Raw genomic sequence first — 13246 nt, forward strand, 5'->3', positions numbered from 1 at the left:
TCGGTGGAGCTGCATGACAAAGTCATCGGGCATTATCTGAACATAAAACACTATCAATAAGTTGGAGTCATTACCAATGCGTTCAATGCGCGGATCGGATTGCAGCATAGCGAGTAAATGACTGCCGATTAATCCGGTTGCGCCTAATAATAAAACGTTTGCAGGCATCTCTGCTCTCCTCAAGTGATTAAGCCCGTTACGCTCAACCTGAAAAAACGCCCCTAAATTAAGGGGCGTTAATGTGTGTATTGATAAAACATCCGTTAATAAGAATAGATCAGAATTATTTGGCGATCTTCTTATATTTGATACGATGAGGTTCAAGCGCTTCTGCACCCAGCGTACGCTTTTTCCAGTCTTCGTATTCAGTAAAGTTACCTTCAAAGAATTCCACTTTACCTTCATCGCAGTAATCAAGGATGTGCGTAGCGATACGATCAAGGAACCAGCGGTCATGGGAAATGACCATGGCGCAGCCCGGGAACTCTAACAGGGCGTTTTCGAGCGCACGCAGCGTTTCGATATCCAGATCGTTAGTCGGTTCGTCGAGAAGCAGCATATTTCCGCCAACTTGTAGCAGTTTAGCTAAATGTAAGCGACCGCGTTCGCCGCCGGAAAGCTCGCCAACGCGTTTGCCCTGATCGGTGCCTTTGAAGTTGAAGCGACCGACATAAGCGCGGCTTGGCAGTTCAAAGTTACCAATGCGCATAATATCCAGACCGCCGGAAACTTCTTCCCAAACCGTTTTGCTATTGTCCATACTGTCACGGAACTGATCAACGGAGGCGATTTTTACGGTATCACCTAAAGTGATTGTGCCGCTGTCAGGCTGCTCCTGACCGGAAATCATGCGAAACAGCGTTGATTTACCAGCGCCGTTCGGGCCGATAATACCGACAATGGCACCTTTTGGAATCGCGAATGATAAATCTTCTATTAGCAGACGATCGCCATAAGATTTTTTCAGATTCTGAACTTCCAGCACTTTATCGCCTAAACGAGGGCCGGGCGGAATGAACAGCTCGCTGGTTTCATTGCGTTTTTGATATTCAACGCTATTGAGCTCATCAAAGCGGGCAAGACGCGCTTTACTCTTAGCTTGACGGCCTTTGGGATTCTGGCGAACCCACTCAAGTTCTTTCTCAATAGATTTGCGGCGAGCGGCTTCGGAAGAGGCTTCTTGCTCCAGACGCTTATCTTTTTGCTCCAGCCATGAAGAATAGTTACCTTCCCATGGAATACCTTCACCGCGGTCAAGTTCCAGAATCCAGCCTGCGACGTTATCAAGGAAGTAACGGTCGTGGGTAATGGCTACAACGGTGCCTTCATAGTCATGCAGGAAGCGTTCCAGCCAGGCAACGGACTCTGCGTCCAAGTGGTTGGTTGGTTCGTCGAGCAGTAACATGTCCGGTTTTTCCAGCAGTAGGCGACAAAGTGCAACGCGACGGCGTTCACCACCGGATAAATGCTCAATTTTGGCGTCCCACGGCGGAAGGCGCAATGCATCAGCAGCACGCTCCAACTGGTTATCCAGATTATGTCCATCGTGAGATTGAATGATCGCTTCCATTTCGCCTTGCTGTTTAGCCAGCTTATCGAAGTCTGCATCCGGTTCTGCGTATGCCGCATAAATTTCGTCTAAACGCGTTAAGGCATTTTTGACTTCACTGACGGCTTCTTCAACTGCTTCTCTTACGGTTTGCTCAGGATTCAGCTTAGGTTCTTGCGGCAAATAACCAATTTTAATGCCCGGCTGCGGACGCGCTTCACCTTCGATATCGGTGTCGATACCGGCCATAATGCGTAATAGCGTGGATTTACCTGCGCCGTTTAAACCAAGCACACCAATTTTGGCGCCGGGGAAGAAGCTGAGAGAGATATTTTTTAGAATATGTCGCTTCGGAGGAACAACTTTTCCGACACGATGCATAGTATAGACGTATTGTGCCACAGTATTAGGAGCCTCTTAATTACGGGGTTTCTTAATGGCGCCGATTAGAGCATGGAGGGGAAGACTTTGCCATGGTGATCGGCATATTTTCCTCAACCTGATAAAACCGTGAGTTGAGACTTTTGAACGCCGGCACACGAATGGCAACCTCATGGCCCCCATTAGATAAAATCCGTTTGTAAAAGTTTAAGATCAATAATATAGCGTGCGGGACCGCGGGGTAATCTGCCATTGATGTTGCTGATCTTTTAATATCCGTTTAGTGACTTTTCCTAATAATGCATATAGAGGCGTTTCAGCATGGGCGGTGAGTAATTCGCAAAAACGGCCACTCCATGGCAATAAATGGTCGCGTAAAAATTCGCGTATTGTGCGCTCGGTGGTTTCTTCCGGATAATCTCCCCATTGTTTTAATAGCAAGGCGAGTACTGATAAACATAATCCAATGTGGTCAGAAATTTGCTGTTCATCGGTACAAAGTATAATGCGGTGGGATTTCAAAAAAGCGGTTAATGCATGAGTTGAGCGCTGTAATAGCAGGTTCTCTTCCGTCAGATAAACCGATCCCCATGGAACGGCTTTTGGCATCCCAATGCCAACGAATAAGGCTAAATGGTCAGCCTGCAAACGCTCGAGAGCATCTTGATTTTGTAAAAAGGTGTTTGTCTCGTGAATATCCATGTCCCATTTACTGTGCCAAAGATTAAGAATATCGCTGTTTAACATATTGTTGATTAGTGCCTTTTGTGGTTCAAAGCAAAAGAAATGATACAAAAGGGATAAGCTGACCAGTGACAATTCACGCTCAGTAATAGCTTCAGTTTCTATACGATGGCTCATTTTATTCACCTATAAAAAGAGATAGATTTCCGGCTAAAACGAAATCAATGAGTTAGCCTCCATTGAGAGGCTAACGTTGAATTTAAATCGGTTTGACTTCGACCAGATTGGTTCCTTGAGGGTTGGCTTTCGCTAAGGCCGTCGGCTTTAAACGAGTGAGAGTATTAATGCATCGACCGATATCAATGCCTTTCTCATCCGGCTGATACCATGCACCTTCGCCCATCGCTACAACGCCGGGCATTATTCTTGGCGTAATGCGTATTGGAATTTGAATCGTTCCGCGTGCGTTATAAACATGCACCATCTGCCCTTGAGCAAGATGACGAGCCTTTGCATCAATAGGATTAATCATTAAAACATCGTCAATGACTTCCCGCAGCCACGGAACGTTATGAAACGTTGAGTGTGGGCGTCCTTTTGATTTAAATCCAATGAGTTGTAAAGGATATTGCTCTCTTAATGCCTCATCGGCATAGCTCTCCCACGTCGGCGTATATTGCGGCAATGGCGTAATCGTATCTCCCGCCGGCAGCGTCCATGTTTCCGCAAGTTTGGCTAGTTTATGGCTGTAAATCTGAATTTTACCTGATTCTGTTTTCAGTGGATTGAGGGCCGGATTTTCCCGAAACGCTTTTAACGTATATCGCGGTGCGAGAGGATCAAACGGAAGACGAACGGTTTTTTCTCGTTCTAAAATCTCGATAGGCGGAAAATTCGTGTGTTTTAAACGGCTTTGGTTATACAGATAGCGTTGCCAGTCATCCCAACTGCGCCCTTCAGTAAATTTTTCGCGGAGACCAAATTTGTCGGCAAGATCGGCAAAGACATCGTAAGGATGGCGGCACTCGTACATAGGATCAATGACATGTTCAGTCATAGTCAAATGCGTTGAGAAGGCCACAATACGAGAGTTTTCCAGCCAAGTAATATCCGGTAGTAAAATATCCGCAAATTTAGCGCTGGCTGTCATGTGATTATCCATCACGAAAATAAACTCTAACTTGCTTTCATCGGCCAATATTTTGGCCGTTGCATTGCAGTCAGAGTGCTGATTTAACAGCCAGTTGCCTTGATACATAAAGACGCATTTTACGTCGGTATCTAATTTAGGTGCGCCTTTGATCCCATCGGTTAATGCCGTCATTTCATGGCCACGTTCTACGGCTTCCAGCCATTTAAAGCAGGGAACTTTTGCCGAAACCGGGTTTTTTCCGGTTGGCATTGTCATGACATCTGTTGTGTGGAACAAAAAGTCTGATGCGCCGTTATTCGTACCGGGCAAGCCGATTTTACCCAGCAAAATTGGCAGCATAAATATTGCTCTGGCCGTTTGTTCTCCGGCAGCCTGACGCTGGGGGCCCCAACCTTGAGCAATATAGGGCGCTTTCGCGTGGCCAAGTTCACGTGCTAACTGATAAATTTGTTCTTCCGGAATGCCGCAGATTGCGCTGGCGTATTTTGGCGTTTTTGCGATACCGTCGATGCCTTCACCCAAAATATAAGCTTTGTATCCCAAACGCTTATCTAACGGAGGAATATTTTTTTCGCTATCACCCGGTTCTTCGTCATAACCGTAACAATGTGTTTTCAGAAAGTCGTCATCGGTAAAACCTTCCGTTATCAGTACCCACGCAATTGCTTCAACTAATGCTGCATCACTTCCCGGGCGAATAGCCAGCCAAAGATCTTCCCGACCACAGGCGGTATCTGTGTATTGAGGATCAATAACGATTGTTCTGGCGGAGTTTTGCTTTTTGTACCATTGATAATGGTAAGTATCGCTGCCACCGCTCATTCGCGTATTGGCCGGATTATTTCCAAAATAAACAATCAGATCTGAACGCGCCATTTCCGTTGGTGCGCTGCCGAACGTATAAGATTTATCGCCGTAAGTATATTGAGAAGCCGTATCAATCTGGTGACTACTGTAATTACCTTCCGGCGATAGGTAGCCGCCGATCATATTCAGAAATCTGGGAACATAGTGATAAGAACCGTCCGGTTTTCCGTAACCGATTCGGCTGAAGATTGCCTGATTACCATATTCACGGATGATATGACTTAGCTTATCGTGCACTTCCGTTAGTGCTTCTTCCCAACTGATGCGCTTAAATTTACCTTCGCCACGTTTGCCGATGCGTTTCATTGGGTATTTTAATCTGTCGGGAGCGAAGGTTCGTTTATGCAAAGATCGGCCGCGTAAACAAGCTCTGACTTGATGGCGACCAAATGTATCATCGCCTTGGTCGTCCGTTTCAATACGTTTTATTTCACCGTTTTCAGTCACGATTTTTAATAAGCAACTGGAATGACAATGTGCCCAGCAATTGTGCCATTTGGCAACTTCACCTACGTGAGTATCAATAACAGCCGCAGCGATAGCATTCATAGAGTGAGTCGATAAATAGGCGCCCATACCGAGAAAAGAGCTCAGTTTTAAAAAGCGCCTGCGGGATAAATCAGAATGGTCGACTGCTTGCGTTATATTTTGTTGTGTAGACATAATAAAATCCTTATATCGCGGCGTTAAGTCCGATTGCCTTAAAGCTGTTGCAGTAAAATAAGTTCATAGAAAAAGACTCTTCCTAAGAGCTCGGCAATAATGACAGCCGTTGTTACAGCGGCTAACTTGCCCGTTATTTGCGTGGATAAATTCATTAAAAGGCAGCAGAGAAATGCGGATGCCAATAACAGGATTCGAATAACTTGAATAGCTTTAAGCCATACAGGAATTGCGCTAACTTCTCCGTTTAGAGCAAACAAATAGCCACAGGAAAACAGGATAAATAGAAAGAGTACCGCGCCCCAAATGGGTTTCATGATGTATATGAACGATGTTGAACTCCCGTTTCTGTTACGAAATGCGTACAACAGAAGGGCGCTTAATAATGAGCCGGACAAAATACCGCTAAATACAAAGTTAATAACGGTCCACGGCGTAGACCAAAGAGAAACTGTTGGTAAAAAATAAACGTTTGCGATGGCAAATAGAACACCGATGGCTGCCAGTGCCGCCAGAACAGCGCACAGGAGCAGTGGCGCTCCTTTTACTTTTTTCAATAGTAAGAAACTGGTGCTTAGGCCAAGCAAACTAAAAATGAGCACCATGACGATCTCGAGGCTCATGGGAGAAAGATGTTTTAGGCCAAAGAGTACGTTTAGGGCTCTTAATGGTTGGCCTAAATGTGTTAACGCGGCGAGCCCCGCCAGTGCTAACAGCGGCCAAAGAGAGAATATTGCCAGTGAAAATTGTTGGCCTGAGGTTTGTAGCTGAGCGGCAGGGATCAGCTTAATTAACCAAAGCAGAATAAAGCTACCGGCAACGGCTTGCATAAGTACGGTAAAGAAGACCAAAGGTAATTCATGCATAGTTATAGCTCCGATTTATTAACAATCGTTCCACGATACTCTGACGTTGGCTTCCCATGAGGATTGGGATTGATCGTGATAGACGGTTGGGTAAACGACGATTGGGGAAGTGGGGCGATATCAGTAATATCACCATATTTTTCTCTTAGTTCGTCGATTGGCCCAAAATCGAGCGCCCGTAACGGACACGATGAAACACACAGCGGTTTTTTATTTTGTTCGATTAATTCATAACAGCCATCACATTTTGTCATATGTTTCTTCTCGCTGTTATACTGCGGCGCTCCATATGGACAGGCCATTTCGCAGTATCGACAACCGATACAAATTTGCTCATCAACAACAACTAAACCATCCTGTGTACGCTTATGCATAGCGCCGGTAGGGCAAACTTTGGTACAGGCCGGATCGGCGCAGTGATTACAGCTGACGGAGAGGTAATAAGCGAAAACGTCTTGTCGCCAGATATCTTTTCCGGCTTGAGTCCAACTACCTCCGGCGTATTCATATACCCGACGAAAATTGACACCAATAGGCAGTTGATTTTTATCTTTACAGGCAACCTGACAGGTTTTACATCCTGTACATCTACTGCTGTCGATATAGAAGCCATATTGTTTTTGTTTCATAGCTGCCACCAAATTAGAGTGAATGGTTATTACAGTTTGGAGGCATAGTGGTTGATGCTGTGGATTGTTTCTATACGGGATTTCCACATGTAAACGGCTTTGTTGAATAAATAAGATTTCGTGCGAACGACCCTGTAGCTGGCTGGATTTTCAGGCAATACGCACGCTTTCTGGCATCCCAGCCTTTGTCATCCTGTTCAACGCACGCACCATGGCCATAGCTTCCGCTACCTGACCATCGTAGTCACGCAGCGTCAGTGAATCTCCCAACAACTGCTTCATTCTGTACATTGCCGTTTCCGCTATCGAGCGACGGTTATATTCCGTTGTCCATTTCCACCGTGCATTGCTTCCGCTCAGCCGCTGATTAGCAACGGCACGGTTGCGGTCTGCGTACTCACCGGGCCAGTAACCTGCTCCTTTTCGGGGAGGAATAAGCGCGCTGATTTTTTTGCGGCGCAGTTCATCGTGACAGAGCCGGGTATCGTAAGCCCCGTCTGCCGCGGCTGCCCTGATTTTTCTGTGAGTCTGCCGGATAAGGCCCGGGAAGGCTTCTGAGTCCGTGACGTTATTCAGCGACAGGTCTGCACAGACAACTTCATGTGTGTTGCTGTCAACAGCAAGATGCAACTTTCGCCAGATACGACGGCGCTCTTTGCCGTGCTTTCTGACTTTCCATTCGCCTTCACCAAAGACCTTCAGCCCGGTGGAATCAATCACCAGGTGTGCGATTTCACCCCGGGTGGACGTTTTGAAACTGACATTAACCGACTTTGCCCGCTTACTGACACTGGTGTAATCCGGGCAGCGCAACGGAACGTTCATCAGGGCAAAAATGGAATCAATAAAACCCTGCGCAGCCCGCAGGGTCAGCCGGAATACGCGTTTAATCACCAGAACGGTGGTGATGGCGAGATCAGAATAGCGCTGGGGCCTTCCTCGTGATGAAGGCGTTGCCGACTCATACCAGGCCTGAATCGCTTCATCATCCAGCCAGAAAGTGAGGGAGCCACGGTTGATGAGAGCTTTGTTGTAGGTGGACCAGTTGGTGATTCTGAACTTTTGCTTTGCCACGGAATGGTCTGTGTTGTCGGGAGGATGCGTGATCTGATCCTTCAACTCAGCAAAAGTTCGATTTATTCAACAAAGCCGCTTCAACACAGCCGGGAAGAGAAGCCCATATCTTTGCCAAACCGCCACATTGATAGAATCTGTCTGGTGATCTTCACCAAAGTGGTACGTCAACGCTGCTCTGGCAAATGCCTGCTGAACAGGTTGTGGTAACAAAAGCGACTCCATCACATCGCGCTTTTCATCCATTAGATCAAAAACCTCGAGCACTTCGTAAGCACCTTCATTCACCTTCTGGACGATATTACTTTTATGTGGGACCCGCATTTCTCCGAATGAGTGACCTCAGACCAATCCGCTGGTACAGATGCCACGAAACAGCCCAGTCAGCATCTGGTAGCTTGATGAGCTGTCATGCAGTATCTGATGGGCCCAGCACGAAGCAGGCGTAGCATGTGTTTAGTGTGTTTCTGGTCTCGTACAAGAGTCTGGCAGGTAAAGAATGCTGGGAGCCTTCACGCTGTAGACTTTCAAGGATGGTGATGGTCGTGATGTAGGTGTAACGGTCTGAGCATGATTCATACTTGTCGCTACTGAATACGCAGGGGACATAACCCATCAACACTTCATGGGGTAGAGGTCGGTCACGGCGTATCTGGTTTATACGGCCAAAGTAGCTGACTAATTTCATGGTCATGACTGTATGTAAGACAAAAGAAAACACCCCGCTCAAATGAGCAAGACGCTGGTGTATTGCTGATATTTTAAGCGTAATTTAGCCCGCCAGGAGCGAGGTTACAGACAACGCTAGCTTTGCGCTTACACCTTATGAGTGATCTCTATCACGATTTTACTTCCATTGAATGGTTTATCTACGCGAGTAGATTTATTTATATGTAATAAAACACAATATCTACATGAGTAGATTTAAGAAAGATATCTACCTGTGATGTATATCTGACGGATAATATCAAGGAGTTCTTATGAACACGCATTCATCCACTGTTTCCCTAACAGATAACCAACAGGCAGCTCAGGAGCGGCTGGAAACCTCCGAGGGACGCCGCGAGTTTTGGCGAGCAACAGTTTCCTGCTGGTTAGGCACCACGATGGAATATGCCGATTTTGCCCTGTACGGCCTTGCCGCAGGTATTATCTTTGGCGATGTCTTTTTTCCGGAGGCGACACCCGTCATGGCATTACTTTCCAGCTTTGCCGCCTATTCTGTTGGGTTTATTGCCCGCCCTATTGGTGCATTACTATTCGGCTGGATAGGCGATAAACATGGTCGGAAAATTGTCATGGTTATCACTATTGGATTGATGGGCATGTCGACCATGCTAATAGGATTAATCCCCAGTTACGCCCAGATAGGCGTCTGGGCACCGATATGTCTGGTTATCCTTCGATTTTCTCAGGGGCTGGGAGCAGGAGCGGAACTTTCAGGCGGTACTGTGATGCTTGGTGAATATGCTCCCGTTAAACGACGTGGACTGGTTTCATCTGTTATTGGTCTGGGTTCGAACAGCGGAACATTACTGGCTTCGCTGGTTTGGCTCATCGTCCTGCAAATGGACAAGGATGACTTATTAAGCTGGGGATGGCGTATTCCTTTTCTTTGCAGCATTCTTATTGCTGCTGCAGCTCTATTAATTCGTCGTCATATACGCGAAACACCAGTCTTTGAACGTCAAAAAGCCCTTCTGCAGGCTGAACGAGAAAAGGTTATTCGTGAGGAAAAAGCACAGCAACAACATGACAGTCGTAGCTTCTGGAAACGGACCCGTGCCTTCTGGACCATGGTCGGATTACGTATAGGAGAGAATGGTCCTTCTTATCTCGCTCAGGGATTTATCATTGGCTATGTCGCGAAAGTACTGATGGTGGATAAGTCCGTACCCACGGCAGCTGTACTTATTGCATCCGTTCTGGGATTTGCCATTATTCCTCTGGCGGGTTGGCTGTCCGATAGATTCGGTAGACGTATCATCTATCGTTGGTTCTGCTTGTTACTGATCCTGTATGCCTTTCCGGCATTTATGTTGCTGGATTCTCGTGAGCCGTGGATTGTTATCCCGACGATCATTACCGGGATGGGGCTGGCTTCACTGGGTATTTTTGGTGTTCAGGCTGCGTGGGGCGTTGAGCTTTTCGGTGTCACTAATCGTTATACCAAAATGGCATTTGCAAAAGAGCTCGGTTCCATTCTGTCTGGCGGGACTGCACCACTTATCGCCTCTGCGCTACTCTCGTATTACGGGCACTGGTGGCCAATCGCTATCTATTTCGCCTTTATGGCCGCGATTGGACTGGTGACCACTTTCTTTGCACCAGAGACTCGCGGACGGGATCTCAACTTACCCGAGGATGCAATTTAAGGCCAGAGTACGTGAGATGCGCGTTCTTTACCAAAGATTTTTGGGTCATAACGCCTTATGCTGTCTGGAAAAAATCACTCTGAACGCAATCAGGTAGGTGCTTCGTGACTCAATCACATTCACAACGCGTAACACGTTCTGACGTGGCAAAAGAAGCAGGGACATCCGTCGCTGTCGTTAGTTACGTTATTAATAATGGCCCGCGCCCCGTTGCCGAAGCGACCCGACAACGTGTACTACAGGCCATTAAGAAAACCGGTTATCGACCCAATGGCATCGCGCGTGCGCTGGCTTCAGGGAGTACGCAAACTTATGGGCTAGTCGCTCCGGACATCTCGAACCCGTTTATCGCCTCTATGGCTCATGCCCTGCAACACGAAGCCTTTGCTGATGGCAAAGTACTCCTGCTGGGCGACGCAGGCGATAGTAGCTGCCGTGAACGTGAACTCATTAATAATATGCTACACCGCCAGGTTGACGGGCTGATCTACACCAGTGTTGATCGCCATCCTTATATCAATTTGATTCAGGAGAGCGGTACCCCCTGCGTCATGCTCGATCGTGTGGATCCTGGGCTTAACGTCAGCGTTATCCAGGTTGATGAACAACTGGCGGCGATGCAGGTAACACAACATCTTATTGATCACGGATACCGCGACATCGGCATCATCTGCGGCCCGCGTGAAATGCTGAATACTCAGGATCGTATCCGGGGCTGGCAGCAGGCGCTGGAAGCCTCATCGTTAGTGGTCAATCCCTCATGGATTTTTTCGACCAACTATACCCGCGCCGGCGGTTACGAGGCGACAAAACGCATGCTTGAGCACCAACTGCCACGCGCCCTGTTCGCGACAAATGAACAACAGGCTCTCGGCTGTTTACGCGCTTTGGCAGAACATGGGCTGCGCGTTCCTGAAGATGTTGCGCTGGTCTGCTTTAACGCAACACAAGAATCGGCTTATAACGTCCCTTCTTTAACCGCCGTTCGACAACCTGTCGATAAGATGGCCCGTGCGGCAATTGACATGCTGAAAAATTGGGATGGAGAAGTTCGCCGTGTTGAATTTGAGTTTTATTTACGAACAGGAGAGTCGTGTGGCTGCCAAGGGCATGAAGTACAACCCGAGAAAAAGTGAAAATGAATCGATGCGTATCATTATTGACTGCGATCCGGGGAACGGCATTCCCGGCGCTAATATCGACGACGGTCTGGCGCTGGCGCTGGCCATTGCCGCACCGCAAATCGCGCTGGAAATGATCACCACTGTTGCCGGAAATACACCGGTAGACGTGGGATATGCGGTCGCTAGAGATCTCATTACACAATTGGATATTCCTGTTGCGGTCTACCGTGGTGCCTCGCGTGCGCTCTTGGAAGATCCGCAACCCTGGCGTGAAAAACTGGATCATGGTGTCGATCAGTTTGGTTTACGGCAACTCTGGTCGAATGTTCCTGCTCCAGCATTGTGCCAGCAGGTAGAACCCCATGCGCCTGAAGCAATAGGTGAACTCATCTGTCGTAATCCAGGCGAAATAACGTTGGTTGCTACCGGCCCCCTCACCAATGTAGCCATCGCCCTGCAGCTTTACCCGCAAATTGTTCACGCGGTCAAAAATATCGTCGTTATGGGTGGCGTGTTCAATGTTCCAGGCTACCTGAAAGATACAAATTTTGGTCTGGACCCTGAGGCGGCTCATGCGGTGCTCACCAGCGGTGCGCCAGTCACGCTGGTCCCGATGGATGTGACAACGCAAACCCAAATGCTTCACGTCGATTTGGATCGTCTAGCAAAAACAGAAAACGGGCTTAGCCGTTATTTGGCACAAACCATTCGACCATGGATTACATACTCTATGCAAACCCGCAATCTGCCTGGGTGTTGGATCCACGATGTGTTAACCATTGCCTGGTTACTGGATCCCTCTCTTGCAACAACGGCTGAAGATTATCTGGATGTCTCTCTGGAAGGCATTACACGCGGAATGACTTGTTGCTATGGACGTGACACATTACGCCTCAATATTGGGATCCCTGAACCAAAAGGTGCACAGGTCACAATTCTGCAGAGCATCGATAACCCGCGGCTTATTTCGCTGATAGAGCACTATATCCAGAACTACGGCGCGTAGCCTCATGGGGCAGAAAAGGAGACCTTCGTACACAGTTTGGGGTGAGTTTTTTCCGGAGGAAATATGAATACGTTATCCTTCTTATTATTCAGTGAAGAAGAATCTCTCTTTATTACACTGGGCAAAATTTGCGTCGCGTTTATCCTTGGTGGCATTATTGGCCTTGAAAGAGAATCGAAAGGGAAGCCTGTTGGATTTAAAACGTGCGTCATTATTTCAGTCGCCAGTTGTGTTCTGACAATTGTATCGATTCAGTCTGCAGAATATTACGCTGAAATCTCGATGAATATACGTAGCGATCCGATGCGACTGGCAGCACAGATTATCAGCGGTGTAGGTTTTCTCGGCGCAGGAGTTATCCTTCATCGCCATGACGATGCTATATCTGGACTAACAACTGCAGCTATCGTTTGGGCTTCGGCTGGGGTGGGAATTACATGTGGTGCTGGGTTTTATATGCATGCTTTGGTTACCACTGCTTTGTTCATGATTGCAATAAAACTCAGCTATTTTGTGCTCTTTTTGCAAGCTAAGAATCAATTTCCGGGTAAAGTAAAAGTTCATGTTACTCTTGACGAAAGATCAGGGCTACAAGCCCTGATAGAGTGTATTAATCAACAAAAAAATATTATTGAAGCGTTCACTATTCGCGATGTTAAAAAGGGAAGAATAGAAGTTAACCTTAAGGTCGTGATTAGAAAAAAAATGACATTACCAGAACTATACCATTCACTCTCTAAGCTTGAACATGTTTGCGCTATCGCGCTGGAACACTGAAAGCATCGATTAGAGGCTAAAACGGGTGATGCTGCCAACTTACTGATTTAGTGTATGATGGTGTTTTTGAGGTGCTCCAGTGGCTTCTGTTTCTATCA

The 13246-nt window shown here is 47.2% G+C and carries 11 protein-coding genes and 1 pseudogene; 5 read left to right on the forward strand and 7 right to left on the reverse strand.

Translation table 11 applies throughout. The features are described 5' to 3' along the window. The coding region (locus FC814_RS23695; protein WP_071528444.1) for an IS1 family transposase at positions 1-60 on the forward strand (60 nt) is incomplete at its 5' end. A gap of 223 nt (positions 61-283) precedes the next feature. Here FC814_RS23695 and ettA read toward each other — a convergent pair. The 7 genes and pseudogenes from ettA to FC814_RS20710 all read right to left on the reverse strand — a co-directional run. Further along, complete coding sequence (ettA, locus tag FC814_RS20680; protein WP_137326400.1) at positions 284-1951, reverse strand: energy-dependent translational throttle protein EttA; 1668 nt, start codon at positions 1949-1951, stop codon at positions 284-286. A gap of 192 nt (positions 1952-2143) precedes the next feature. Next, entirely contained in the window at positions 2144-2791 is a 648-nt protein-coding gene (locus FC814_RS20685) for a molecular chaperone (protein ID WP_064186847.1), read from the reverse strand. An 82-nt stretch (positions 2792-2873) separates the two neighbouring features. Then, positions 2874-5297, reverse strand: a complete 2424-nt coding sequence (locus FC814_RS20690) for a DMSO/selenate family reductase complex A subunit (protein WP_042004625.1) — start codon at positions 5295-5297, stop codon at positions 2874-2876. A 38-nt stretch (positions 5298-5335) separates the two neighbouring features. After that, positions 5336-6163, reverse strand: coding sequence for a DmsC/YnfH family molybdoenzyme membrane anchor subunit (locus FC814_RS20695; RefSeq protein ID WP_033550846.1), 828 nt, complete (start codon positions 6161-6163; stop codon positions 5336-5338). A gap of 2 nt (positions 6164-6165) precedes the next feature. Then, positions 6166-6792 carry a DMSO/selenate family reductase complex B subunit gene (locus tag FC814_RS20700; RefSeq protein ID WP_032306837.1) on the reverse strand — a complete coding sequence of 209 codons (627 nt, stop codon included), beginning with the start codon at positions 6790-6792 and terminating at the stop codon, positions 6166-6168. Positions 6793-6942: 150 nt separating this feature from the next. Continuing rightward, positions 6943-7911: an IS5 family transposase gene (locus tag FC814_RS20705; protein ID WP_000654811.1), complete on the reverse strand. Its 969-nt coding sequence runs from the start codon at positions 7909-7911 to the stop codon at positions 6943-6945. 96 nt (positions 7912-8007) lie between these two features. Next, positions 8008-8554 (reverse strand): annotated as a pseudogene (locus FC814_RS20710) (DUF932 domain-containing protein); the annotation flags it as partial. Positions 8555-8846: 292 nt separating this feature from the next. On the opposite strand from FC814_RS20710, the gene FC814_RS20715 reads away from it, so the two are divergent. From FC814_RS20715 to FC814_RS20730, 4 genes are all read left to right on the forward strand, one after another. After that, entirely contained in the window at positions 8847-10241 is a 1395-nt protein-coding gene (locus FC814_RS20715; protein ID WP_001091891.1) for an MFS transporter, read from the forward strand. Positions 10242-10345: 104 nt separating this feature from the next. Next, entirely contained in the window at positions 10346-11377 is a 1032-nt protein-coding gene (locus FC814_RS20720) for a LacI family DNA-binding transcriptional regulator (RefSeq protein WP_000194408.1), read from the forward strand. Continuing rightward, positions 11352-12371, forward strand: a complete 1020-nt coding sequence (locus FC814_RS20725; protein WP_137326401.1) for a nucleoside hydrolase — start codon at positions 11352-11354, stop codon at positions 12369-12371. Before FC814_RS20720 ends, FC814_RS20725 begins: the two co-directional genes overlap by 26 nt. A 63-nt stretch (positions 12372-12434) precedes the next feature. Further along, entirely contained in the window at positions 12435-13148 is a 714-nt protein-coding gene (locus FC814_RS20730) for an MgtC/SapB family protein (RefSeq protein WP_001094740.1), read from the forward strand. Positions 13149-13246 lie beyond the last annotated feature (98 nt).

Origin of the sequence: Escherichia sp. MR, from assembly GCF_005280595.1 — a bacterium.
Lineage (GTDB): Bacteria > Pseudomonadota > Gammaproteobacteria > Enterobacterales > Enterobacteriaceae > Escherichia > Escherichia ruysiae.